Source organism: Massilia sp. DJPM01 (assembly GCF_030348125.1).
Classification (GTDB): Bacteria; Pseudomonadota; Gammaproteobacteria; order Burkholderiales; family Burkholderiaceae_D; genus Telluria_A; species Telluria_A frigida.
In genome coordinates this window covers 1-23632 of the sequence record NZ_JAQOZV010000061.1, presented here as the reverse complement: position 1 = coordinate 23632, position 23632 = coordinate 1, and the positions used below count along the sequence as shown (strand labels likewise).

Annotated in this window: 25 protein-coding genes and 1 pseudogene; 17 read left to right on the top strand and 9 right to left on the bottom strand. The window is 60.1% G+C overall.

What is annotated here, in order from left to right:
* Positions 1-7: 7 nt before the first annotated feature.
* The 8 genes from PO883_RS28465 to PO883_RS28430 all read left to right on the top strand — a co-directional run bounded on the left by PO883_RS28465 (position 8) and on the right by PO883_RS28430 (position 6708).
* Positions 8-1393: a NarK family nitrate/nitrite MFS transporter gene (locus PO883_RS28465; protein WP_289312762.1), complete on the top strand. Its 1386-nt coding sequence runs from the start codon at positions 8-10 to the stop codon at positions 1391-1393.
* Between the two features lie 14 nt (positions 1394-1407).
* Positions 1408-2088 carry a Crp/Fnr family transcriptional regulator gene (locus PO883_RS28460; RefSeq protein WP_167088702.1) on the top strand — a complete coding sequence of 227 codons (681 nt, stop codon included), beginning with the start codon at positions 1408-1410 and terminating at the stop codon, positions 2086-2088.
* A gap of 12 nt (positions 2089-2100) precedes the next feature.
* Positions 2101-2787 (top strand): carbonic anhydrase, encoded by a 687-nt coding sequence (locus PO883_RS28455; RefSeq protein ID WP_167088701.1) that lies wholly within the window; start codon positions 2101-2103, stop codon positions 2785-2787.
* A 95-nt stretch (positions 2788-2882) separates the two neighbouring features.
* Positions 2883-4043, top strand: a complete 1161-nt coding sequence (locus PO883_RS28450) for a hypothetical protein (protein ID WP_289312761.1) — start codon at positions 2883-2885, stop codon at positions 4041-4043.
* A gap of 238 nt (positions 4044-4281) precedes the next feature.
* Complete coding sequence (locus PO883_RS28445; RefSeq protein WP_289312760.1) at positions 4282-4794, top strand: hypothetical protein; 513 nt, start codon at positions 4282-4284, stop codon at positions 4792-4794.
* Between the two features lie 228 nt (positions 4795-5022).
* Positions 5023-5664, top strand: a complete 642-nt coding sequence (locus PO883_RS28440; RefSeq protein ID WP_289312759.1) for a hypothetical protein — start codon at positions 5023-5025, stop codon at positions 5662-5664.
* A gap of 167 nt (positions 5665-5831) precedes the next feature.
* On the top strand, positions 5832-6107 hold the full coding sequence (locus PO883_RS28435; RefSeq protein WP_289312758.1) for an ADP-ribosylglycohydrolase family protein: 276 nt from the start codon (positions 5832-5834) through the stop codon (positions 6105-6107).
* 73 nt (positions 6108-6180) lie between these two features.
* Positions 6181-6708, top strand: coding sequence for a hypothetical protein (locus PO883_RS28430; RefSeq protein WP_289312757.1), 528 nt, complete (start codon positions 6181-6183; stop codon positions 6706-6708).
* Here PO883_RS28430 and PO883_RS28425 read toward each other — a convergent pair.
* On the bottom strand, positions 6705-8474 hold the full coding sequence (locus tag PO883_RS28425) for a methyl-accepting chemotaxis protein (RefSeq protein WP_289312756.1): 1770 nt from the start codon (positions 8472-8474) through the stop codon (positions 6705-6707). The genes PO883_RS28430 and PO883_RS28425 overlap by 4 nt on opposite strands.
* 580 nt (positions 8475-9054) lie before the next feature.
* Between PO883_RS28425 and PO883_RS28420 the strand changes: the two genes are divergently transcribed.
* Positions 9055-9519, top strand: coding sequence for an ATP-dependent Clp protease adaptor ClpS (locus PO883_RS28420; protein ID WP_289312755.1), 465 nt, complete (start codon positions 9055-9057; stop codon positions 9517-9519).
* 93 nt (positions 9520-9612) lie between these two features.
* Here the strand turns inward: PO883_RS28420 and PO883_RS28415 are convergent, their stop codons facing one another.
* Positions 9613-10023 (bottom strand): ribonucleotide reductase subunit alpha, encoded by a 411-nt coding sequence (locus PO883_RS28415; protein ID WP_289312754.1) that lies wholly within the window; start codon positions 10021-10023, stop codon positions 9613-9615.
* A gap of 210 nt (positions 10024-10233) precedes the next feature.
* On the opposite strand from PO883_RS28415, the gene PO883_RS28410 reads away from it, so the two are divergent.
* Genes PO883_RS28410 through PO883_RS28390 form a run of 5 tightly spaced genes read left to right on the top strand, consistent with a single transcriptional unit; the run spans position 10234 to position 17617 of the window.
* Positions 10234-13944 (top strand): nitrate reductase subunit alpha, encoded by a 3711-nt coding sequence (locus PO883_RS28410; RefSeq protein WP_289312753.1) that lies wholly within the window; start codon positions 10234-10236, stop codon positions 13942-13944.
* Positions 13941-15497, top strand: a complete 1557-nt coding sequence (narH, locus tag PO883_RS28405; RefSeq protein WP_289312752.1) for a nitrate reductase subunit beta — start codon at positions 13941-13943, stop codon at positions 15495-15497. The genes PO883_RS28410 and narH overlap by 4 nt, the downstream gene beginning before the upstream one ends.
* Positions 15497-16162: a nitrate reductase molybdenum cofactor assembly chaperone gene (gene narJ / locus PO883_RS28400; RefSeq protein ID WP_167088690.1), complete on the top strand. Its 666-nt coding sequence runs from the start codon at positions 15497-15499 to the stop codon at positions 16160-16162. Before narH ends, narJ begins: the two co-directional genes overlap by 1 nt.
* A 10-nt stretch (positions 16163-16172) precedes the next feature.
* Entirely contained in the window at positions 16173-16856 is a 684-nt protein-coding gene (narI, locus tag PO883_RS28395; RefSeq protein ID WP_289312751.1) for a respiratory nitrate reductase subunit gamma, read from the top strand.
* A gap of 14 nt (positions 16857-16870) precedes the next feature.
* Positions 16871-17617 (top strand): peptidylprolyl isomerase, encoded by a 747-nt coding sequence (locus PO883_RS28390; RefSeq protein WP_289312750.1) that lies wholly within the window; start codon positions 16871-16873, stop codon positions 17615-17617.
* Positions 17618-17636: 19 nt separating this feature from the next.
* Here the strand turns inward: PO883_RS28390 and PO883_RS28385 are convergent, their stop codons facing one another.
* From PO883_RS28385 to PO883_RS28360, 7 genes and pseudogenes are all read right to left on the bottom strand, one after another.
* On the bottom strand, positions 17637-18515 hold the full coding sequence (locus PO883_RS28385) for a hypothetical protein (RefSeq protein WP_289312749.1): 879 nt from the start codon (positions 18513-18515) through the stop codon (positions 17637-17639).
* 20 nt (positions 18516-18535) lie between these two features.
* Positions 18536-19195 (bottom strand): suppressor of fused domain protein, encoded by a 660-nt coding sequence (locus PO883_RS28380; RefSeq protein ID WP_289312748.1) that lies wholly within the window; start codon positions 19193-19195, stop codon positions 18536-18538.
* 85 nt (positions 19196-19280) lie between these two features.
* Positions 19281-19772 carry a hypothetical protein gene (locus tag PO883_RS28375; RefSeq protein WP_289312747.1) on the bottom strand — a complete coding sequence of 164 codons (492 nt, stop codon included), beginning with the start codon at positions 19770-19772 and terminating at the stop codon, positions 19281-19283.
* Positions 19773-19834: 62 nt separating this feature from the next.
* On the bottom strand, positions 19835-20806 hold the full coding sequence (locus PO883_RS28370) for an NPP1 family protein (protein ID WP_289312746.1): 972 nt from the start codon (positions 20804-20806) through the stop codon (positions 19835-19837).
* 61 nt (positions 20807-20867) lie between these two features.
* Positions 20868-21101: a hypothetical protein gene (locus PO883_RS28365; RefSeq protein ID WP_289312745.1), complete on the bottom strand. Its 234-nt coding sequence runs from the start codon at positions 21099-21101 to the stop codon at positions 20868-20870.
* Positions 21026-21211, bottom strand: coding sequence for a hypothetical protein (locus tag PO883_RS35240; RefSeq protein ID WP_373890111.1), 186 nt, complete (start codon positions 21209-21211; stop codon positions 21026-21028). The genes PO883_RS28365 and PO883_RS35240 overlap by 76 nt, the downstream gene beginning before the upstream one ends.
* 25 nt (positions 21212-21236) lie before the next feature.
* A pseudogene (locus PO883_RS28360) lies at positions 21237-21548 on the bottom strand (transposase family protein); the annotation flags it as partial.
* A 482-nt stretch (positions 21549-22030) separates the two neighbouring features.
* Here PO883_RS28360 and PO883_RS28355 point away from each other — a divergent pair.
* The 3 genes from PO883_RS28355 to PO883_RS28345 all read left to right on the top strand — a co-directional run.
* Positions 22031-22315, top strand: a complete 285-nt coding sequence (locus PO883_RS28355) for a class II lanthipeptide, LchA2/BrtA2 family (protein ID WP_289312744.1) — start codon at positions 22031-22033, stop codon at positions 22313-22315.
* 91 nt (positions 22316-22406) lie between these two features.
* Positions 22407-22931 carry a CPBP family glutamic-type intramembrane protease gene (locus PO883_RS28350; RefSeq protein ID WP_289312743.1) on the top strand — a complete coding sequence of 175 codons (525 nt, stop codon included), beginning with the start codon at positions 22407-22409 and terminating at the stop codon, positions 22929-22931.
* Between the two features lie 38 nt (positions 22932-22969).
* Positions 22970-23632: lantibiotic dehydratase (locus tag PO883_RS28345; protein WP_289312742.1), on the top strand; the 663-nt coding region annotated here is incomplete at its 3' end.

Here is a 23632-nt window from a genome sequence, read left to right as displayed (position 1 = left end):
AAATCAAATGAGTAAATATGTGATCGCCACCTGGGAGCCGGAAGTGCCGGCCTTCTGGCAAAAGAGCGGCAAGGCGACCGCCAACCGCAACCTGTGGATTTCGATCCCGGCGCTGATGTTCGCCTTCGCCGTCTGGATGGTGTGGAGCGTGGTCGTGGTCAACCTGCCCAATATCGGCTTCAAGTACAGCACCAACCAGCTGTTCTGGCTGACCGCGCTGCCGGGCTTGTCCGGCGCGACCCTGCGCATCTTTTATTCCTTCATGGTGCCGATTTTCGGCGGGCGCAAATGGACCACGATCTCGACCGCCTCGCTGCTCATTCCCGCCATCGGCATCGGTTTCGCGGTGCAGGACGTCGAGACCAGCTACCCGATCATGCTGATCCTGGCCTTGCTGTGCGGCTTCGGCGGCGGCAATTTTGCCTCGTCGATGGCGAATATCAGCTTCTTCTATCCCAAGGCGCAGAAGGGCTACGCGCTGGGCATGAATGCCGGCCTGGGCAACCTGGGCGTGTCGGCGGTGCAGTTCGTGGTGCCGCTGGTGATTACCGCCGGCGTGTTCGGCGCGTTCGGCGGCGAGGCGCAGCAATGGGTCAAGGGCGACGCGCACAAGGCCATGTGGCTGCAGAACGCCGGCTTCATCTGGGTGCCCTTCATTGCGCTGACCGCGGTCGCGTCATGGTTCGGGATGAACGACCTGGCCTCGGCCAAGGCCTCGTTTTCGGAACAGGCCATCATTTTCAAGCGCAAGCATAACTGGCTGATGTGCTGGCTGTACACGGGCACCTTCGGTTCCTTCATCGGTTACTCGGCCGGCTTTCCGCTGCTGATCAAAACCCAGTTTCCGGATGTGAATCCGCTCGATTACGCCTTCCTTGGCCCGCTGGTCGGGGCGCTGGCACGGGTGGTGGGCGGCATCGTGGCCGACAAGCTGGGCGGCGCAAAAGTGACCCTGTGGACCTTCGTCATGATGATCTTGGCCGTGGTCGGCGTGATCCAGTTCCTGCCGCATGGCGGCGTGGCCGGCAACTTCACGGGCTTTTTCTGGATGTTCATGCTGCTGTTTGCCGGCACGGGCGTGGGCAATGCCTCGACCTTCCGCATGATCCCCGTGATTTTCCTGACCGAGCGCCAGCGCGCCGCCGAGGGCAAGGGCCATGCCGCCGCGGAACAGGCGATTGTCGACGCGAACAAGGAAGGTGCGGCGGTACTCGGTTTCACCTCGGCGGTGGCGGCCTATGGCGCGTTCTTCATTCCCAAGTGCTACGGCACCTCGATCTCCCTGACCGGCGGTCCGGACGCGGCGCTGTGGGGCTTCGTCGGGTTTTACGTTAGCTGCATCGTGGTCACGTGGTGGTGCTACGCGCGGCGCAATGCGGACATGCCTTGCTGACAGCAGGAGCGGCCATGGAAAAGAACCGATTCTCGCCGCAGACCTTCCTGGCGCGGCTGCCGCTGTTCGATGCGATGTCGCCAAGCGAACTCGATGCCATCGCCGCCGGCACCAGCGAGCGCCATGCGGCGCGCGGCGAGATCATTTTCCAGCGTGGCGATACCTGCAAGGGCTTTCACCTGGTCATTTTCGGCCAGGTCAAGCTGGCCGCCGGGGTGGCCAACGGGGCCGAAAAGATCATCGAGCTGATCGGCCCCGGACATAGTTTCGGCGAAGCGCTGATGTTCATGGAAAAGCCCTACATCGTCTCGGCCACGGCGCTGGCCGATTCGCTGCTGCTGCATGTGACCAAGGAAGCGGTGTTCGATGGCATCGCGCACGACCCCGGTTTCGCGCGCAAGATGCTGGCCGGGCTGAGCCGGCGCATGCATGGCTTGATCTGCGACCTGGAATCGGTCGCCCTGCAGTCGGGCACCCAGCGTGTGATCGGCTACCTGTTGCAGGACGAAGCGACCGGGCAGGGTGCACAGCTGACCCTGCCGGTGAGCAAAGCGGTGGTAGCGTCGCGCCTGAACCTGACGCCGGAACATTTTTCGCGCATCTTGGGCGACCTGACCATGCATGGCCTGATCGGCGTGCAGGGACGCAATGTAACGATCATGAATATCGACGGCTTGCGCAAGCACGCCGGCTGAACGGAGCAGGCCATGCAAGACATCGAGAAGTTCGTACGCGGTTTCAGCCGCTTCCAGCAGCAGTATTTCAGCGAAGACCATGGCGTCTACGACACTTTGCGCGGCGGACAGCGTCCCAGCACCTTGCTGATCGGCTGCTGCGATTCGCGGGTCGATCCGATGCTGCTGACGGGCAGCGGTCCGGGCGACATGTTCGTGGTGCGCAATATCGCCAATCTGGTGCCGCCCTGCACGCCGGACGCGCCGCCCGGCGTCAGTTCGGCCATCGAGTTCGCCATCTGCAACCTGGAAGTGCTGCGGGTGATCGTGCTCGGGCATGCGCGCTGCGGCGGCATCCGCGCCTTGCTGGCGCCGCAGCCGCTGTCAGCGGAGCAGCGCGAAACCGGGTTTGTCGAGCGCTGGATGCGCATCGCCGAACCGGTGCGGGTGCGCGTCATGCGCGACCTGGCGCACAAGAGTTCGGAAGAGCGGCACAAGGCGTGCGAACAGGCCAGCATCTTGCAGTCGCTCGACAACCTGCTGACCTATCCGTGGGTCAAGCGCCGGGTGGAGGAGGGCAAGCTGGTGCTGCACGGCTGGTATTTCGATATCGACAGCGGCGCGCTGATGGCCTATTCGGCACGCCAGCAACAGTTTTTGCCGATGGTGTGCCCGATCGATGCGGTCAAAGGGCGGGTGCTGCCGGCCGGAACGCCATGACGGTGCGCTGTAAAGACACATGGCGGGTAAATGGCTTGCATGGATAATTTCCACGTGGCACACTTTATGATGGCCACTTTCCGTATCCGCCCCCCATGAAAAACAAACAATTCCGCGCCGCGCGGGCACTTGCGGCGATTTTTCTCTCCACTGCGGCGCTGGCGTCGAGCGCGGCGACCACGCCGACCACCGGCCAGTTCCTTCAAATCTTGCAGAAACAGATAGCCAGCGACGACAAGGATCAGTTTGCGGTCACAGGCTTAAACGCCGATGAGCACGGACGACAGTTTGCCGCGGCGATTCTGACCAAGCTGAGCGAGCAGAAAGCCTATCGGGATGAGCTGCAGGAATGGCTCATCGCCAATGCGGCGACCACGCAGGAAGAACTGGTGAGCAACTGGTGGCGACACTATCAGAAAATCAGGCTGGATTCGTTCGAATTTCTGGACGACCGCGATGTTTCCATTCTGTTTCGCATGCCGGGCATGCATCCGCTGTATGGGAGTGCCCGCCAGGGCTGCCAGACGCGTAGCCCTGATGAAACGTTAGCGTTGGTGCCGCGTACCCGTCATTCATTGATCGATGAACACAAAGATCGGCTTGCGGGTGTGATCGCGGCGGCGTATGTGCGCGAACTGGCGCGTATTCAACACCCGAGTCCGGGCGACCGGCCTGTGGGGCAGGTGCAGACAATGCGTGTCATGGCAGCGTTTAAAAGACTCGGAACGTCGTTACCGGCTGCCGATGCGGCAATTCTTGATAAGGAATATTCCTACGGCAAACGTGCTCCGGGTACACCGCAGGAGGAGTGCGACCACGCCTGGCTCGCTACCCATGCCATCCTCGACGCAAGCGTCAGCGATGCCAGCCTGTTGAGGCAGAGTGTGACGCATGCGGAATACTCGGCCGCGTTTGGCAGGCTGGCACCTGGGCGCGTGCCGCTGCGGGCCAGGCCGGGTTTTACCCCGGGCAAGGCGTTCGTCTCTCTTCCCGAATTACTCGAAAGGCGTAATGTGAAGGGCGCGGTGAGCGTGAAAGTCAGCGTGGACGAGGCTGGCAACGTTTCTGGCGTGGCTGCGGCCTGGAACAGTCTGATGCCGACCCATGTTACCAGTGCGAACGGGGAAACCTTCGCATCGATGGATTTGCTTTTGCCGGTATTCGACAAATATTATCGTGACGGGAAGTTTGCGCCCCATCTGGTGAATGGCAATCCGGTGCCATTTTCGTTTTCGCAAGAGGTTGATTGGAAATAGTTATTCGCTTGATTGATTTTCCCAGCGCCTGATGGATCGGTGAGCAGTCATGCCGCCGATAGCCACAGGCGGGCGTTGGCGTGCGGTTAATGTGGCGCAAACGGGCGCGTTGGACTCCACAGAATAATGGATGAGAGTGATTGGCGCACATCCCTTTTTGTATCAGGGAATTGCAGCGGATTATTCGCTTCTTGCATGGTGAACCCATGCATATCGCCATTATTTCAAGGAGTATATTATGTGGATCGGATCGATCGGGCTGGTCGCGGAGACCAAGGATGTTCCTCATGCCGAAACCGATAACCTGGTGCAGGCAAGCATATTAAGGAACGGAAAAGAAATTCGGGTGCTCAACCTCGATTATGCGGATGTGGATGACCATGAACGTGGCGACAGCCGTAGCTACAATTACAGCGGGCCGGCAAAATTGCCCCGCAGAAATGATCTGACGCCAGAATTGCCACCCGGCATAGGAATGATTCCGATGCCGTATCCGGGCTACGGAGTCGAGTTTTCGCAGGGACTGAACGGGCACCTGCAGATTCAACTGCGCATTAACGGCGACGACATGTGGATCAAGGATAACATCGATCTGTACGTCAAATTCATCCGCCTGCGCGCCACCAGTTTCGATACCCTGGCATGGCTGGAAGATACCGCCTGGACCTACATTGCCAGCTGGACCCAGGATGTGGCGCTGTCCACCGATGACGATGAAGGCGTGACCACCTGGACGCTGAATCTGGCCTAAAGCGGCCGTCTTGATCATGAGGGCGCGCATCGGGATGGTTTACTCATCCATAATGGCCGGGATGTTCCTTGTCCCGGCCATCTGCATGTCTCGGGATTTGAAATCGCTCATTGAAAATTCAACTTTTGACCAATCCTGCCGTTAATCATTAACGAGCACGGCGCACTGCCGTCTTTCGCCTATGAAGATCTAACGTTACGGCGTGCAACGCGCCAAGGAGGAGAGGTCATGAGCATTACCATTTCCAACACAACACCGTCAGGCGGCGCCACACCGATTGGGCCACGAGAAACCAGCCGCCGGCCGGCCGATAGCGCCCAGGCTGAAGGCAGCGTCAAGACCGACAAAGTGACCCTGAGCGGGCCGGACCAAGCGCCGCTGACCTATGGCGTGCCGCGCGCGGCGGCCGCCGCAGCCCAGGCGCCGCCAGACCTGGACGCCTTGCTGGCCGAGTCCGACCGCCAGGCGCAGGAAGTCATCAACCTGATCCTGCCCGCCGTCGAGCAGCAGGGGCTGAACCTGTCGAAGGTCGTCAGCGGCGAGCAAAAGCTCAGTGCCGACCCGGAAACCATCGAAGAAGCCAAGGCCGCCACCGCCGAAGACGGCGAGTTCGGCGTTGCCAAGGTGTCCGAACGGATCCTGAATATGGCCAAGGGCGCGATCGGCGACGATCCCTCCAAGCTGGCCGCGATCCGCGCTGCCGTGGAGGAAGGCTTCGACGAAGCCGCCGAGGCGCTCGGTGGAACCCTGCCCGAACTGAGCCAGAAAACCCGGGACGCCATCATGGCCACCTTCGACCGCTGGGAGAAGGATGGCATGTCGGCAGCCGCTCCGGTCAAGGCGGCCAATGATGCCTCCGGCGCTGCCTGAGTGCACGCTACGCTGAGCAGGCCGCGCCGGACAACGTCCGGCTGCGGTCGTCATCTTGCTTGATTTTAATTTCCTCTTGCCGTCTGCCAGCATTTTCAAGACAATCTGCGCTTCATTCGACGAGAGAAAACTGTACCGATGTCCTTTTTGCCCGCAGGCACGCGCCCATGACGCAGCGCCAGCCGACCTACCAGGAACGGCTCGCCGGCGGCATCGTCGGCCTGCTGGTCGGCGATGCACTGGGCGTTCCCTACGAGTTTCACACGCCTGCCGATATTCCACCGGCCGCCCTGATCGACTTCACGCCGCCGCCACGATTCCCGCGTTCACATCAGGGAGTGGCGCCAGGAACGTGGTCCGACGACGGCGCCCACGCATTATGCCTGCTGGCCTCGCTGCTCGACCGTGGCAGCCTCGACCTGCATGACGATCGATACGGTTAAGCGACGCAACATGCTTGGGTCGTCGTTGCATTCAGGAATATAATGTTGTATCGAATAACTAGCTGCCCTGCCAATGTCCGACATCCAGACCGAAGACCTGACGATCGCCACGCTCGTTCATTCCGATGAGTATGCGAAGCACTTCAAGCAAATCGCCATCATCCGGACCCACGCAATCTATGTGGTGAAACGCAAATATGGGTATGAAATGGCCCGCATTCCCCTTGAACAGGGCGCCACGATCACCTACGCGGTGACGTGGGCGCTTATCCCGATGCTGTTCGGTGCCTTGCTGGTGGCCGGCATTATTGCGATCTTCGTGTTCGGTTCGGTTGAAGCCGGCACTCGCATCCCGGTCGGCGCTCTGGCACTCGGGTCGATCTTTGGGAGCGTGCTCATCCGCGGAACAAAACGCCATTTGATTACCGTCCGCACCGGTGGACGCACCTACCGCTGGAGGTCGAAGGCCGGGGCCTTCAAGGACAAGATCTCCAGCACCGCGCGCGTCATCGCCTTTATGCGTGCGCGCAATGGCATACCGGCCGCGCCGCCGGGCGCTCCTGAGCCGGCGGGTGCGAGCGCCGCTGGCTTGTCGACCTAGTCGGAGCCGATCAGCACGGGCGGCGACTTCTTGCGGGCCGCGACGGCGCCATCCTGCCGCGCCGCGCGCATCCGGCCAGGCGCACGATATTGCTCGCCCAGCGCGTCGACCTTGAAGATATTGACCGTCTCGACCAGATTGCCGGCTTGCTCTTCCAGCGATTCGGCGGCCGCCGCAGCCTGTTCCACCAGCGAAGAATTGCTTTGCACAAGCGAGTCCATCTGGACGATGGCCTGGTTGACCTGCTCGATGCCCGATGACTGTTCCTGGCTGGCCGTGGCGATCTCGCCCACGATGGTGGACACGCGCTGGATACTGGCCACCACTTCGTTCATGGTCGCGCCCGCATGATCGACCAGCTTGCTGCCCAGGTCCACCTTGTCGACCGAATCATTGATCAAGGCCTTGATTTCTTTGGCCGCACCGGCGGAACGTTGCGCCAGATTGCGCACTTCCGACGCCACGACCGCAAAGCCGCGCCCCTGTTCGCCGGCACGGGCCGCTTCCACCGCCGCGTTGAGCGCGAGGATATTGGTCTGGAACGCAATGCTGTCGATCACGCTGATGATGTCGACAATTTTCCGGGCCGATTCGTTGATCGAGCCCATCGTATCGACCACCTGCGAGACGACCGCGCCGCCCTTGATGGCGACCTCGGACGCGGACGAGGCAAGCAGGTTGGCTTGCCGGGCGTTGTCGGCATTTTGCTTGACGGTGCTGGTCAGCTCTTCCATGGAGGAGGCGGTTTCTTCCAGCGAACTGGCCTGCGATTCCGTGCGCGCCGACAGATCGGCGTTGCCGGCCGCGATGTCGTGGGTGGCGGCCGAGATCTCGTCGGAACTGTCGCGGATCTTTTGCACGGTCTGTCGCAGGTTGGTGCTGATGGTGTTCATGCTTTGCAGCAGTTGGCCGACCTCGTCGCTGCGTTCCTCCGCCGTCTCACCGTTCAGGTCGCCCGAGGCGATCTTGCTGGCGGTATCGATCGCATGCGTGAAGCCAACCTTGATGTGCCGGTAGATCATGAGCACGGTGACCAGCGACAGGCACAGGGACACGCCAAGCACCGCAACGGCGACCCAGAACGCGGTATTGGCGCGGGCGGCGGCGATCCGCACTTCCTCGCCGGTGCGTTGGTCGAGCATGGCCAGGAACTCGTTGACCGGCGCCATGATGGTCGCCTTGTTCTTGTGGTAACTGGCGTCGTGCATGATTTTGCGCGCCATGTCCATGTCGGGTTCGCGCTTTTGGGTGAACTTGCCGGTGCCGTCGTCGAACAAGCCTTTGACGGCGTTCATGGCGATCACTTCGGTCTTGACCAAGCCATCCGAATTGTCCTGCGCCTGCTTGAGCTTGGCGAATTCCGCATCCGTGAAGCCCGCCTTGCGCATCAGGTCGGCCAGCGCGATGGCTTGCCCGTCCGGCGTCGGCTTGTCGGTCCCGGCGGCGACGAAATCCCAATAGATGCGCTCGTAGTGTTGCGGACGGGCCTTGGCGCCGTTGCGGATCGCAAGGATGTCCATGTACTGGCGTTCGTAGGCAGCGTCGCCCGACACCACGAAGGTGCGCGCGAGGCGGGTCAGGTCGTCGGAACTCTGGCGCAGCTCGTCGGCAAGCAGGAAGGACTGGTAGCGGTTTTCGCTGGCGCGCATGGTCTTTGCCTGCTCCCGCGAGACGCTGGACAGGGCTAGCAGGGAACATACCGACAGCGCCACGCTGACCAGGAAAAACGCGGCAAAAATGACCCGGATCGAATAATTCTTCAGCATGGGAGCCTCCGATGAGTTCAACATTGTTCTGTGAGATTCCCGGCAAGATGTCGCCGCCGTGACACCGCGATCAACTGCAGTGATAAATGCAGTAATAAATGCAGTGATAAATGCAGTCTCGCCAACTCATTGATCCATGTCAACAAGTTACGAAAGAAATGGGTTCGGGCCAGGTGGGCGGTGAGAGGGCGAAAACGGCTGCCGCTTGCGCGCTTCGCAGTGCCGGCCGGGTGCCGCAGGCGGGAACGCCACTCATTGTTTAATCTATTGTCATGAGGCGTAGACGCAACACGAGTTGTCGCTCGCCATCGTGAGGATGTTGCCGCGATGTTAACGGTCCACCCGGCTGCGCGCGGCGCAAACAGCCATCACCTTCGCACCAGCGGCACTAGCGATCCGGATTGAGCGGGAAGGTGGCCGAGCTGCACGGTACTCTGCGCATCGTTGCGGCTGATCAGCTTGCTGAAAGGGCGAAAGTCTGGCCCCGGCCTGGCCGCTGGCGTGCGCGTCTCGCGCAATGCATGCCGATATGGACCGCGAAGTTGGATGATTTGCTGGAACGAAGAATATTACCTAGCAGTTGAAGCAGGCGCTGTTGGAGGCGGCGGGGCGTGCTATCAACATGGCGAAGCCGGTCGATCTCGGCGTCTTTCTATTTGCAGTCGTCCACGATCGCATCGGCATTGCAGCCAGTGCCCTGGAAGAGCATGGCCTTGACCGCCACCGTCTGGCCTGCCGCATCGCGCACGGCGCGGCCATGGACGGCGCGGAGCGGGACGACGCGCTCGCGCCAGGCAGCGCTGAAGCGCGGCTGGTGATTTTCAACGACGACTACACGCCGATGGCATGCGTGCTCGAAGTTCTCGAATCGGTCCTGGCCATGTCCCCGGACCAGGCGCAGGCATGCATGATGCAGGTTCATCAAGAGGGACAGGCGGACTGCGGCGTGTTTCCGTTGGCAATTGCGCGCGCCAAAGTGGAGGAGGTCCTGGCGCTTGCGCGGGAGCGTTGCGAACCCTTGCGCGCAGGCCTGGCCAACGCCTGATAGGTCGCCCGCGAGCCCCGGCACGCCGCATGGCGCCGGGCGCGATCGCGTGATGCGCACTGCCGGAACGACCACGTCGCGACGCAGCGAACCCTATGCCGGCGCAAACTGGCGCAATTCGCCATCCCGCCCGAACGCCAGGAACTGCCCGATCTGGCCGGTGTGAATATAGGTCACCATCATATTGAGCGGTGCTTCCGCCTCGGTCGAGGCCGGCGGTTTGCCATTGCGGCCCGACATGGTGGTGACGAACACGATATCCCATTCCTTGCCGGTGTAGTTCGACTCGGCCACGAGGTCGGCAAAGCTGCCCAGTTCGTCGGTGGTCTTGTCCACGCACATGACCGGGGCCAGGGCGCCGCCCCTCCGCTCGGCGAAACCGGCGCGCTCGGCCGCGCCCGCCTCCTCGGGCAACTCCGCCTTGGCAAAGGCAAACAGCACGCGCTGCGGTTGCGGCTGGGCGCGCGCGGCTTGGATCAGGTCGTCATAACTGGTGATGTTCATTGCTCGTTCCTTCAGGTTCATGTGTCGATAGCGCATGTATACCGTATCTATCTGGCACCCTCTATAGCCACAAAGGACTAGACGAGCTAGTCCTTGTCGCCGCGCCGGACCACCTTCTTGCCAATATGCATCGTGACTACCGCTGCGTAGACTGCTTTCATCGGGTTGCGCCCTTGTCGAAGGCGCCGCTCTCATTCAAGCGGAGGCAGCATGAGTCATTTTCTGGATCGTCTGAAGTTCTTCAATCGCCCCAAGGAGACGTTTTCCGACGGCCATGGCGCCGTCGTCCACGAGGACCGTACGTGGGAAAACGCCTATCGCCAGCGTTGGCAGCATGACAAGATCGTGCGCTCGACCCATGGCGTCAATTGTACCGGCTCGTGCAGCTGGAAGGTGTATGTGAAGAATGGCCTGATCACCTGGGAAACCCAGCAGACCGATTACCCGCGCACCCGGCCCGACCTGCCCAACCACGAGCCGCGTGGCTGCCCGCGCGGCGCCAGCTATTCCTGGTACGTGTATTCGGCCCAGCGCGTCAAATACCCGATGGTGCGCGGCCGCCTGATGCAGATGTGGCGCGAAGCCCGCCTGACGATGGACCCGATCGCCGCCTGGGCTTACATCAGCCAGGACCCGGAACGCGCGAAATCGTACAAATCGATTCGCGGCCTGGGTGGTTTCGTGCGCGCCAACTGGGATGACGCCAACGAAATCATCGCCGCCGCCAACGCCTTCACCATCAAGAAATACGGCCCGGACCGGATCGTCGGCTTTTCGCCGATTCCCGCCATGTCGATGGTCAGCTACGCCGCCGGCACGCGCTACCTGTCGCTGATCGGCGGCGTGGCCCTCAGTTTCTACGACTGGTACTGCGACTTGCCGCCGGCCAGCCCGCAGGTATGGGGCGAACAGACAGACGTGCCGGAATCGGCCGACTGGTACAACTCCACCTTCCTGATGGTGTGGGGCTCGAACGTGCCGATGACGCGCACGCCGGACGCCCACTTCTACACGGAAGTGCGCTACAAAGGCACGAAAACGGTGGCCGTATCGTCGGACTTCGGCGAAATGGCCAAGTTCGGTGATATCTGGCTGGCCCCAAAGCAAGGCACCGACGCGGCGCTGGCGCTGGCCATGGGCCACGTCGTGCTCAAGGAATTCCACGCCGAAGGCGGTTCGGCATACTTCCGCGGCTACGCCAAGCAGTACACCGATTTCCCGATGCTGGTCATGCTCAAGGAAACCAACGGCGCCCTGGTGCCCGATTACTTCCTGCGCGCTTCGCACCTGGACAATAACCTCGACGAAACCAACAATCCCGACTGGAAAACCCTGGTCATCGATGAAGCCACCGGCGCCATTTGCGCGCCGGCCGGCTCGATCGGTTTCCGCTGGGGCGAGTCGGGCCGCTGGAACCTGGAACAGAAAGAGGGCACCAGCGGGCGCGCCATCGATCCGCTGCTCTCGCTGATCAAGTGCAGCGATGCGGTCGAGGAAGTCGGCTTTGCCTACTTCGGCGGCAAGGATGCCAGCGACATGCTGATGCGCCGGGTGCCGGTCAAGAAAGTGGTGCTGGCCGACGGCAGCACCGCGCTGGTGACCACCGTGTACGACCTGACCCTGGCCAACTACGGCATCGACCGTGGCCTGGGCGGCGCCAACGTTGCCACCAGCTACGACGACGACGTTCCCTACACCCCCGCATGGCAGGTCAAGCATACCGGCGTGAAAGCGGCCGACGTGATCACCGTGGCGCGCCAGTTCGCCGAGAACGCCGACAAGACCCAGGGCAAGAGCATGGTCATCGTCGGTGCCGCGCTGAATCACTGGTACCACATGGACATGACGTATCGCGGCATCATCAACCTGTTGATGATGTGCGGCTGCATCGGCAAGTCGGGCGGCGGCTGGGCCCACTATGTCGGCCAGGAAAAGCTGCGTCCGCAAACCGGCTGGACCCCGCTCGCCTTCGCCCAGGACTGGAACCGTCCGATGCGCCAGATGAACGGCACCTCGTTCTTCTACGCCCACACCAGCCAGTGGCGCCACGAAAAGCTGCACACGAGCGAAATCTCCTCGCCATCGGCTGGCGACGACGTCGCGCCGATGTCGCTGATCGATTACAACGCCAAGGCTGAACGCATGGGCTGGCTGCCGTCCGCACCGCAGCTGGAAACCAATCCGCTGGAAGTGACGCGCGCCGCCAAGGCCGCCGGCATGGACCCGGCCGCCTACGCGGTGGGCCAGATCAAGGCCGGCAAACTGAACTTTTCGTGCGACGACCCGGACAATCCGGCCAACTTCCCACGCAATATGTTTGTGTGGCGCTCGAATATCCTGGGCAGCTCGGGCAAGGGCCACGAGTATTTCCTCAAGTATTTGCTGGGCACCCAGAACGCGCTGATGAGCGACGAAACGCACTGCGTCAAGCCGCGCGACGTGAAGATCCGTCCCGCTGCCGAAGGCAAGCTGGACCTGGTCGTGGTGCTGGACTTCCGCATGTCGACCACCTGCCTGTACGGCGACATCGTGCTGCCGACCGCCACCTGGTATGAAAAGGATGACCTCAACACCTCGGACATGCATCCCTTCATTCACCCGCTGTCGGAAGCCGTGCAACCGCTGTGGCAATCGAAGTCGGACTGGGAAATCTACAAGGGCATCGCGGAGAAATTCTCGGAAATCGGCGGCGCATACCTGGGCACCCAGCAAGATCTGGTGCTGACCCCGCTGATGCACGATACCCCGGGCGAACTGGGCCAGCCGTTCGATCCGAAAGATTGGCGCGCCGGCGAGTGCGAGCCGATTCCGGGCAAGACCATGCCGAACCTGACCGTGGTCACCCGCGATTACAAGGACGTGTTCAAGAAATTCACCTCGATCGGGCCCCTGCTCGAATCGCTGGGCAACGGCGGCAAGGGCATCGGCTGGAAAACCGGGCATGAAGTCGAAGTATTGCGCGGCATCAACCGCACGGTGACGGAAGAGGGCGTATCGAAGGGCCAGCCGCGCCTCGACACCGCCATCGACGCCGCTGAAATGATCCTGTCGCTGGCGCCGGAAACGAATGGCCACGTGGCTGTCAAGGCCTGGGCCGCGCTGTCGACCATGACCGGACGCGACCACACCCACCTGGCGCTGCCGCGCGAACACGACACGATCCGCTTCCGCGACGTGCAGGCCCAGCCGCGCAAGATCATTTCGTCGCCGACCTGGTCCGGGCTGGAATCGGAAGAAGTGAGCTACACGGCCGGCTATACCAATGTGCACGAACTGATCCCTTGGCGCACCCTGACCGGGCGCCAGCAGTTCTACCAGGATCACCGCTGGATGCGCGATTTTGGCGAGGGGCTGTGCGTGTACAAGCCGGCCATCGATACCAAGACCACGGCGGCGATGCTGGGCGCTTCACCGAACGGCAACAAGGAGATCGCGCTGAACTTCCTGACGCCGCACCAGAAATGGGGCATTCACTCCACGTATTCGGACAACCTGCGCATGCTGACCTTGTCGCGCGGCGGGCCGCACGTGTGGATTTCGGAAGAGGACGCCAAAGATGCCGGCATCGTCGACAACGATTGGATCGAGGTGTTCAACGTCAACGGCACCCTGACGGCGCGGGCGGTGGTCAGCCAGCGCATTCCGGTCGGCATGACCTTGATGTACCACGCCCAGGAAAAGATCATCAACACGCCGGGCGCGGAAATGTCGGGCAAGCGGGGCGGGATCCACAACTCGGTCACGCGCACCGTGACCAAGCCGACCCACATGATCGGCGGCTACGCACAGCTGGCGTGGGGCTTCAATTACTACGGCACCGTCGGCTCGAACCGCGATGAATTCGTGTTGTTGCGCAAGATGAACAAGGTGGAGTGGCTGGAAGGCCCCCTGGTAGAAGAAAAGAATGGAGCACACGTATGAAGATCAGAGCGCAAATCGGCATGGTGTTAAACCTGGACAAGTGCATCGGCTGCCACACTTGTTCGGTCACCTGCAAGAACGTCTGGACCAGCCGCGACGGCGTCGAATACGCGTGGTTCAACAACGTTGAAACGAAACCCGGCATCGGTTACCCGAAGGAATGGGAAAACCAGGATAAATGGAATGGCGGCTGGAAACGCAATGCCGCCGGCAAGATCGAGCCGCGCCAGGGTGGCCGCCTGAAAATTCTCGCCAACATCTTCGCCAATCCGAACCTGCCGGCCATCGACGAGTATTACGAGCCGTTCACCTACGACTACGAGCGCTTGCAAAACGCGCCGCTGTCGGAAACGCCACCGACGGCGCGCCCGATCTCGGTGTTGACCGGCAAGAAGATGGACAAGATCGAATGGGGTCCGAACTGGGAAGACGACCTGGGCGGGGAATTTGCCGCCCGCAGCAAGGACAAGCTGTTCGACAATATGCAGAAGGAAATGTACGGCACCTTCGAGAACACCTTCATGATGTACTTGCCGCGCCTGTGCGAACACTGCCTGAACCCGACCTGCGTGGCATCCTGCCCGTCCGGCTCGGTGTACAAGCGCGAAGACGACGGCATCGTGCTGATCGACCAGGATAAATGCCGCGGCTGGCGCATGTGCATTTCCGGCTGCCCGTACAAGAAGATTTACTACAACTGGTCGTCCGGCAAGGCCGAAAAGTGCACCTTCTGCTATCCGCGCATCGAAGCGGGCCAGCCGACCGTGTGTTCGGAAACCTGCGTCGGCCGCATCCGCTACCTGGGCGTGTTGCTGTACGACGCCGACAAGATCGAAGCGGCGGCCTCGGTGCCCGACGAGCGCGACCTGTATCAGGCGCAGCTGGGCCTGTTCCTCGATCCGCACGATCCGGCCATCATCGAAGAAGCGCGGCGCCAGGGCATTCCCGATTCGTGGCTGGAGTCGGCCAAGAAGTCGCCGGTTTACAAGATGGCGGTGGACTGGAAAGTCGCCTTCCCGCTGCATCCGGAATACCGCACCCTGCCGATGGTGTGGTACATCCCGCCACTGTCGCCGATCCAGGCTGCGGCCGAGTCCGGCAAGATGGGCATGAATGGCATCTTGCCAGATACCAACAGCCTGCGCATTCCGGTGCAGTACCTGGCCAACCTCTTGACCGCCGGCGACCAGCCGCCCGTGATCCGTGCGCTCGACCGCATGCTGGCCATGCGCGCCTATATGCGCAGCAAGACCGTCGACAAGGTCGAAAACCTGGCCGTGCTGGAACAGGTCGGCTTGAGCAAGGCCATGGTCGAGGACATGTACCACATCATGGCGATTGCCAATTACGAAGACCGCTTCGTGATTCCGAGCAGCCACAAGGAAATGGCGGAAGACAGCTTCAACGAAAAAGGTTCGTGCGGTTTCAGCTTTGGCAACGGCTGCTCGGACGGCGTGACCGAGACCAGCCTGTTCGGCAAGAAAAAGCAGGGTTCGGCCATCTTCATGGCGATGCCCAAGTCACGCAAGAAAAAAGACGCCCAGGAGGCATGATGAAAACCAGTCAACACTACCAGGTGTTATCAAGCCTGTTGCTGTACCCGGAACCGGAGCTGATCGCGGAATTGCCGTCGCTGGCGAATGCGATCGCCCACTCGCCGGCATTGCACGCGCCGCTGCTGCCGCTGTTCGCTTACCTGAGCGACGGCGCCCTGATCGACCTGCAGCAAAACTACGTGATGACGTTCGACCGCAATCCCTCGCACTCGCTGCATCTGTTCGAGCATATTCACGGCGAATCGCGCGACCGCGGCCAGGCCATGGTCGACCTGATGGAAGAGTACAAGAAGCACGGCTTGCACATGACGGGCGACGACTTGCCCGACTTCGTGCCGCTGTTCCTCGAATTCCTGTCGCAGCAGACCACGGAGGAGGCGGCCCGCCTGCTGTCGGACGCGGTGCACGTGCTGGCCCATATCGGGCGCAAGCTGGCCGCCAACGGCAGTCCCTACGCCGGCGTATTCGCCGTGCTGGAGCATCTGAGTCCGGTGGCGGCCGAGGAATTGAGCGAGCCGCCGGTGCGCGACATGGACGAGGCGCTGGAAACCTTCGGGCCGGGCATGGACGGGGTCGAACCGCTGCTCAAGCCGACCGGGGCACCCGGCACGCATCCGATCAATTTCTACCCCCGCACGGCGCGCGCCGCTGCCAGCGTGTAAAGGAAGCATCATGGACTACCTTCATCAATTTCTGTTCGGGATTTATCCCTACATCGCGCTGGCGATCTTCCTGCTCGGCAGCCTGATCCGTTTCGACCGCGAGCAGTACACCTGGAAATCGGAATCGACCCAGGTCCTGCACCAGGGCAGCCTGCGCTATGGCAGTGTCCTGTTTCACATCGGCATCATCGGCCTGTTCTTCGGCCACATGGCCGGGCTGCTCACGCCCGTGTGGGTGTGGGATACGCTGGGCGTGAGCCACGGCCTCAAGCAACTGGTGGCAATGGTCGCCGGCGGCGTGATGGGCCTGCTGTGCCTGGTCGGGATCGTGCTGCTGCTGGTGCGCCGCTTCAGCAACGAGCGCCTGCGCCATGCCACCACCTTCAAGGACAAGATCGTGCTGCTGTGGATCCTCGCAACCTTGCTTCTGGGACTGTCGTCGATCTACGTGTCGGCCGGCCACATGGACGGACACACGATGGTGTTGCTGATGAACTGGGCACAGCACATCGTGACCTTCCGTGCCGATGCCGCCGCCTTCATCGCCGACGCACCGCTGCTGTTCAAGCTGCATCTGTTCATGGGTATGTCGCTGTTCGTCATCTTTCCGTTCACCCGCCTGGTGCACGTGTGGAGCGGATTCGGCGCGCTGACCTATCTTGGCCGCGCTTACCAATTGGTACGTAGCCGTTAATCGGGAGAATCATCATGGGTATTTCAGTCAATGGCGTGGACATCGACGACGTCGCGGTCGAGCAAGAGTTGCCGCATCATCAGGGGGCGGATAATCCGCTCAAGGAAGCGGTGCATGAGCTGGTGCTGCGCACCTTGCTGCTGCAGCAGGCCGAGACGCTGGGGATCACCGGGGGCGACGATGACGCCCGCATCGAGGCGCTGCTGGCGCTGCAAGTGAAGGTGCCCAAGGCCGACGAGGCCGCGTGCACCACGTGGTATCGCAACAATGCCCAGCGTTACACCAGCGGCGATATGGTGGAAGCGCGCCATATCCTGTTCCAGGTGACGCCGGGGGCGCCGCTGGAATTGCTGCGCGCCACCGGGGAAGCCGTGCTGGAAGAGTTGCAGGCGCATCCGGAGCGGTTCGACGAGCTCGCTACGCAGTATTCGAATTGTAGTTCCGGAAAGGTGGGCGGCAGCCTGGGGCAATTGTCGCGCGGACAGTGCGTGCCCGAGTTCGAGCAACTGGTGTTCCGGCTGCGCGAAGGCGAGCTGGCTGGGCGCTTGCTGGAAACGCGCTTCGGCTTGCATATCGTGCAGGTGCTGCGCCGGGTGGAAGGGCGGCTGTTGCCGTTCGAGGCCGTCAAAAGCGAGATTGCGGCCTATCTCGACCGCCAGTCGAGCCAGCGCGCAACCCACCAGTATCTGCATATTCTGGTTGGCCAGGCGCAGATCGAGGGCTTGAGCATGGAAGGGGCCGATAGTCCGCTGGTGCAGTAAGCTGCGATTCCGGGGCTCGCTAACGGGCCCCGGATGCATGCCGGATGCCGGCCTTGTCGATCTTGCACAGCCATTTGGCGTCCGGACACCACCGTGGCGGCTCCGTCACCGGTTCCGCATGGCCGTCGGCGACAAGATCGTCGACACGGCCTTGCTCGTCGGTATCTTCATCGAAAATGGCGACGGGCATGCCCCGATAAAATGAGATGAGCGCGCCGGACGAGTCGGTCTCCTCGTCGCGGCGGGATAGGACAACGAGGTTGTAGTCCAGCATCTCTCCCGAATCGACACGGATGCGTGGACTCCGGCCGGACGCGGACAGCTCATCCGATGTGGCCTGCCGCCGTTTCGCCTGCACGGCATCGGGCGCTCGCGCGAGGGCAACGGGGGCAGGGAGTGGGCCCAGATCGTCGTTGCGTGCGTAGGTTATCCCGCTTTGGTCATATGGCTCGCCAGCGCATCCTTGCACATGGAAGCAATCCTGGCACTCCAGCACAAGCTGCCCGCTTCCGACCGCCTTGAACAGCATGAAATCGGAGGGGCCGCACACAGGACAACGTTGCTCGACTTGAATAACGAGTAACTGCTCCATCGCATCGTGAAGAATGCCTTCGATCGAAGCGAGGTGGGTCCTGACTTCATATTGCTCGATGGCGGTTTTGAAGTGACGGAACGCCTCATCTCTCATCGCCGACTGTTTGACGGGATAATCCACCGCCTTCATGCTGAAGTATTGCGCGAAGCGGCGACCGGAAAACGGTTTGCTGCTGAACTGGGCGCGGTATTTTCTGAAGCCGGCGACCAGCGTGGCAAAAATGCGTTCCGGCTCGGCACTGTCGTCCAGCTTGAGCAATTGATCGCGCAGGTCGTGCCATTGGTTCTTCATCAATCTGCGCATCAATCTATCCTGTGCGGCGCTTAAACATAGGGGCGGCGCGCCGGGTTGAAGACGTGCGGGTGATCGTTGTCGTCGAGCAGGTCGAGAAATTCGCCGAGGCCTTCCTCGCTGTTTTTGGCCAGGGCATACTCGCTGTCGGCGATCAGATGCACGCACAGCGTTCCGATGTGATGACCATCGTGTTCAATATGCTCGAACAGTTCGCGGTCGGTGCGGATGATGGGCGGCAGGAACAGGAAGGTCTTGAATGGGCAGCCCTCCAGCGGCGCGGCCGGCAGCGGTACCGTGTGGCCCTGGCCGAACCAGGTGCGGTCCGTCTCGGGCAGCTTCGCCAGCCAGCGCAGGGTGGAAAAATAGGCCGGGTCGAGATCGGGCACGTACCAGACCAGCTCGCTTGCCAGGGATTCGTCCACCTCTTCATTGTGCGGGCCCGTCATGAGCCGGTCGCTCATGCCCGACGTGACCAGCACGTAACCTTCCTGATCCTCGGCATCGACGTCGCACTCTGCGACAAAATTGCGGCCGAATGCATAAATGTTGACGCGGAATGCGCGGTCCTCGTCCAGGTCGATGTGATCTGGCTCGCCGAGTTCGTCGGCCATGGCGCGCAGTCGCGTGGCGGCCAGGGTGTCGTCATTGGCTTCGGCAAGGCCGAACAGGATGTCAGATTTTTCGGCCATGGCTCGCTTTGTTAAAGTGTCGATGGCTCGACTATACAACGCGAAAAGCAAACCGTCGATGGCCGCTGCGTGGCGTGCGCGTTACTTAAAAATCAAGGTAGGTAAAACCGATCTCCCATGGCCGCACGACAGGGAAGCGCCAGATGATTTCGTGGGTGCTCGTCGCTGCGACACAATGATCGACCACCCGCACTTCATAAAATGGATTCGACACACTGAAACACGCTGCCCAGACCAGCCCGCGCGGGTTCACGACCGCGACAAAACCTTCGTTCCCCATCACCCCTTCGCCGCAGATCGCGTAAGCCTCGGTGCCGATGATGGGCGCCCGATGAATGTAGGGAGTGACCTCGTTAAAATAGTTCTCCGGATTCCCCGCAAAACTGTCGATCGATGTGAGGCCAGCCGGACGAATGTCGTAGCGCGGACGCCTGTCGACGTAATCCTCGGTTTCCTCCAGCGCGAGCATGGTCCCGTCACCGGCGATGATGCCGATAAAATCGGGTAGTGAATCGGTCTTCCAGTGCCCGGCAATGGTAGGGTGAAAATATTGGGCGTTTAAATCGATGTTGAGCATAGCGGGGGGGATAGGGAGTGGTTGGCGGCGTCACGGCTGGGCGACGCCGCCCCTGGGTGCTTCTATTCCCGGATCTGAAGGTAGGTCTTCGGGTAGTTGGCTTTGAATTCGTTGGCCCTGGTGCTCCACACATCGTCCAGCGAAAAGGAGGCATGTTGCCAGAAGGCGTCGCTGCGCGGCACGTTGCTGTTGGCGGCGTTCGCAAAGTCGCTGTCGTTGCGCGTCTTGAACGAGGCGCTGCCGAAATTGGACGCTTCCAGCGCCAGGCGGTAATCCCGGTTGGCCTGGTAGCGCACGGTTTCGTCGCTGTTCCAATCGGGCACCGCGCTGTAATGGCTGATGATGTCCGGCGCGTAAAATTCGCCCCAGTTGCCGAGGAATTCGACGCGTTTCTTGTCTGCGGCATTGGCGAAGCGGAAGGCGTGGGTGAGGGCGCCGTCCTTGTGATAGACAACCAGCGGGTGGCCGTTCTGGGTCTGCAACTGGCCGATGGCGCGCGTGGTATATTTTCCGTGGGCGCTGGTGGAGACATGCGAAATGAAGTCGGCCTGGTCGTTCACCTTGCCGGTCCACACGATCACCGTTTCCACGTCATGCCGGTGGCCGCCGAGGAAGCTCAGGCCGATGGCCTGGTCTTTTTCAAAATACAGTTCGTAAAAGTGGGCGCAGCGTTCGATCTTGTCGGCACCTTCGACGCTGGCCCTGCATAGTTGCCGGTGCACGGTGTTGGCGTAGACGGTCCAGTCGGCATCACGGCATCCTCCGTGGACCGAGCCGGTCGCGCTCTTGCCCGGGTTCTGGCGCAGATGCTCGTTGCGGTGGAATGGCGTGGCCGCGTAGCAGCCATCCGAATCGAAGTCGAACGCCGGATGGAAATTCCTTACCTGCTTTTCATTGTATTTGGTAATCGCCGCGTTCCATTTCGGGAAGTCGTCGGCATGCGCCGCCAGCACGTTGAAGGCGATGCAGGATGCCAGCGCGGCTTTGCACCATGCTGATTTGTTCAAATTGACGGAGATCGCTTTTCTTTTCATGGGGTGCGCCTTTAAAAGATTGCCAATGTCGCGGGAAGGTCGGGTGGACCGCTGGTAAACACTACAGAGTATTTATTACCGTTTGTTGACTTGAACATGCTTTCGCGGGCGGCGCGCTGTGAGCCAAGCCCTGCGTAGGTAGGCGAGGGCGACGAAGTTCTTCACGGTTCAAATCCACGCGCGACCAGTTTGAGTTGACCTGCTGGAGCATGCCATTCATCACCTCGACGTAGGCGGGCAAGCGATACATCGTGTTGATCTGATCCACGCTCCAGTCGGTATGGTCCTTGCGCATGCCCTTGATGCTTTGCGCTCCGTTCCCATCGCTGCGCGCACGAGGCGGGGCTGGTCGCGCATCTCTTCGCGCCGCACTGCATCCATCGCCTCGTTAGCCAGGGCGATCACATGAAACCGGTCGAAGCTGATCTGGGCTTATGGCAGAACCAGGGCGTGCCCACGACGCCTCCACCATCGTAGTCTTGCCGCAAGCACCGCAATCGACGCGCGGCACGTCGGCGTGCAGCCACGCCTCGCCCTGGAAGAAATCGAGATGGCGCCAGTCGCGTCTGACCCTGTCATGAATGCCTTGCCCGTTCACGCCGCAGGCCGGACATGGCAACGGCTTCGCATTGCACGCGACCTCGAAATCGATCCTCCGTTTGGCCGTGTCGAGCTCGACTACTTCCTACGGCGATTTCAGTCCCAGCGCGGAGGTCAACAGCGCTTCGACATCAACACTCATTGCGCATTCCTCCAATTAAAACAACGGTCATTGCTGTGTACGGCCACATCGCCCAACGCGTCTACATAGCCGTCGCCACGGCATGCCATGTCGAGGGCAATGCCCCAGCGTATTGGCCCTGCACAGCCTCAAGGGTTCGCTTCGCCGGTCTGCGCTTCGCGCACCCCGCCCTTGACCCTGTTCCGAGCCTCGCCGTATCGAAGTCCAGGGAAACGCAAGATAATGATGAGCCAAGCATTCACAGCGCTAAGCTGACATGGTAGCCGAAGTGAACTTCCGCTCAAAACGGAACTAGGCCACTTTAACTCTGCACCCACAAACAGTCGAGAAAATACATAATTTTTATTGAACTCTTTAGAACTTACTTAGTCATACACTTTACCATGTGAACAGTAGATGCAATACGTCTTTTCACTTAAGTGAAGGCACGTTGACTTTCTGCATGGACCTAAGGAACTAACTTATTACGAAAGGAATTTATCATGACGACTATGCCACGCGAAATCTCTCTGACGAAGACAGTACCAGAAAAACTTGCTGTCAATAAAAAAGTCCTCAGAACACTGAACCTCAATGAAGCCGAAGAGGTATCAGGAGGGCGGGAAAGAACCAATGGCACTGCTTGCATTGTTATAGGCATATCGCTACAAATATGCCCGACGGAAAGTTGCAGCGATGTCTGCGGCTCAGGCGGAACACCTGATGCTGGTTGCACAACTGGCGGCGGGGAAACCTATAATTGTGGTGGCGTAACTTACGAATGTTGAGCAACCGGCGGGTTGTGCGTAAATAATGTTGGTCTACAGAGTCCGGATATAATTCTGGTCATAAGAGCGGCGCGCCCGCATTGCCTCACCATTGCAGAAGATCGATTATCCATTTAAATTGGATGGTGTTATCGTGAAAAGAAATCCTCCTATTCTAAACTTAGCGATGTTGATAGTAGCATCCGTTCTGTTAAGCTCGACGCTTGGAGGAGTCACGGCTGTTTTGCTCGCGGAAATCATGTCGCCGGAGAAATTTGGCGAAAATGCCGGCAGGGCGATATTCGCAACCAATTCACTGGTAAAGATATTTCTATCAGCCATTATTTTCACCCCGCCAATCGAAACATTTCTAGTTCAAACCATTCCTATCGAAGTTATTCGACGGATAACTGTGCGAACTGCCCCGCCAATCCTCTTTAGCACAGCGCTATTTTCTATCGGGCACTATCTCAATGGCGGACTCATGCATGGTCTCATAACACTGGTCACCGGTGCAATTCTGAGTACGCTTTATCTAACCCTACGCAAACATGGAGCTCTTATCAGCTCTTTGTCGGTGATTGTGGCGCATAGTCTGCATAATCTCATTATTCTAATTTTCGTTTACACTTTCTAAAATTATGAGTTTATGCAAGTAAATATAAGCGAGTTCTTATGAAGAGTAAATTTCTAACTGATCGATACGCCGTGGTAAGGCGCCCAGCCCTTAGCGAGCAATGGCTTGACAGTATAACTCAGCAATTACAGCAAAAATCCGACTTGTCAACCTCCGATATTGTTCGGGCGATCATGGCAGTGCCAAACGTAGAGAGCGCGATGGAAATCGCACACCCGGAATTAAACTCAAAACTAAAATCAGCGGAACTGGTTAATAAAGACCCGGCGCTTGCGATTTCGCTATATAAATATTTTTGTAGAATGGCAACAAGATGTACGCCGTATTCCGCGTTTGCGGCGGTATCGCTTCTCACGGAACACGCTTACGAACGTCCTTCCAACGGTACTACACTCCACATGCTGGAGCTTGATTGCGGAATTTTGTATCAGTACGAGCAGCTATTGAAAAAAAATGCCGTACTCAGCGTGGCTACAAGAGCGCGAATAAACCCAACAGCATACCTGGCGAACGATAATGTACGTTTTTTTGAGAGGAAATTAAACGGCGAAATATTCAACTCGCAACTCGCCTCGATAAGCCGAACTTCCTATATAGATGCGATATATATGAAGTTAAGCAGACCTAGCAACGTGGACGAAATATTAGCTGCTCTTTCTCGTGTCGACCCTAAAATTCAAACTGCGGAATACCTTATCTTT

Bases quoted from the DNA above. Each gene is read 5' to 3' on its own strand.
- PO883_RS28365 (WP_289312745.1), bottom strand. From the start codon at position 21,101: ATGCGCAAGGACCATACCGACTGGAGCGTGGATCAGATCAACACGATG.
- PO883_RS28460 (WP_167088702.1), top strand. From the start codon at position 1,408: ATGGAAAAGAACCGATTCTCGCCGCAGACCTTCCTGGCGCGGCTGCCG.
- PO883_RS28380 (WP_289312748.1), bottom strand. From the start codon at position 19,195: ATGGCCGAAAAATCTGACATCCTGTTCGGCCTTGCCGAAGCCAATGAC.
- PO883_RS28445 (WP_289312760.1), top strand. From the start codon at position 4,282: ATGTGGATCGGATCGATCGGGCTGGTCGCGGAGACCAAGGATGTTCCT.
- PO883_RS28375 (WP_289312747.1), bottom strand. From the start codon at position 19,772: ATGCTCAACATCGATTTAAACGCCCAATATTTTCACCCTACCATTGCC.
- narH (WP_289312752.1), top strand. From the start codon at position 13,941: ATGAAGATCAGAGCGCAAATCGGCATGGTGTTAAACCTGGACAAGTGC.
- PO883_RS28425 (WP_289312756.1), bottom strand. From the start codon at position 8,474: ATGCTGAAGAATTATTCGATCCGGGTCATTTTTGCCGCGTTTTTCCTG.
- PO883_RS28355 (WP_289312744.1), top strand. From the start codon at position 22,031: ATGACGACTATGCCACGCGAAATCTCTCTGACGAAGACAGTACCAGAA.
- PO883_RS28430 (WP_289312757.1), top strand. From the start codon at position 6,181: ATGTCCGACATCCAGACCGAAGACCTGACGATCGCCACGCTCGTTCAT.
- PO883_RS28415 (WP_289312754.1), bottom strand. From the start codon at position 10,023: ATGAACATCACCAGTTATGACGACCTGATCCAAGCCGCGCGCGCCCAG.
- PO883_RS28465 (WP_289312762.1), top strand. From the start codon at position 8: ATGAGTAAATATGTGATCGCCACCTGGGAGCCGGAAGTGCCGGCCTTC.
- PO883_RS28385 (WP_289312749.1), bottom strand. From the start codon at position 18,515: ATGCGCAGATTGATGAAGAACCAATGGCACGACCTGCGCGATCAATTG.
- PO883_RS28440 (WP_289312759.1), top strand. From the start codon at position 5,023: ATGAGCATTACCATTTCCAACACAACACCGTCAGGCGGCGCCACACCG.
- PO883_RS28390 (WP_289312750.1), top strand. From the start codon at position 16,871: ATGGGTATTTCAGTCAATGGCGTGGACATCGACGACGTCGCGGTCGAG.
- PO883_RS28435 (WP_289312758.1), top strand. From the start codon at position 5,832: ATGACGCAGCGCCAGCCGACCTACCAGGAACGGCTCGCCGGCGGCATC.
- PO883_RS28450 (WP_289312761.1), top strand. From the start codon at position 2,883: ATGAAAAACAAACAATTCCGCGCCGCGCGGGCACTTGCGGCGATTTTT.
- PO883_RS28410 (WP_289312753.1), top strand. From the start codon at position 10,234: ATGAGTCATTTTCTGGATCGTCTGAAGTTCTTCAATCGCCCCAAGGAG.
- narJ (WP_167088690.1), top strand. From the start codon at position 15,497: ATGAAAACCAGTCAACACTACCAGGTGTTATCAAGCCTGTTGCTGTAC.
- PO883_RS28455 (WP_167088701.1), top strand. From the start codon at position 2,101: ATGCAAGACATCGAGAAGTTCGTACGCGGTTTCAGCCGCTTCCAGCAG.
- PO883_RS28370 (WP_289312746.1), bottom strand. From the start codon at position 20,806: ATGAAAAGAAAAGCGATCTCCGTCAATTTGAACAAATCAGCATGGTGC.
- narI (WP_289312751.1), top strand. From the start codon at position 16,173: ATGGACTACCTTCATCAATTTCTGTTCGGGATTTATCCCTACATCGCG.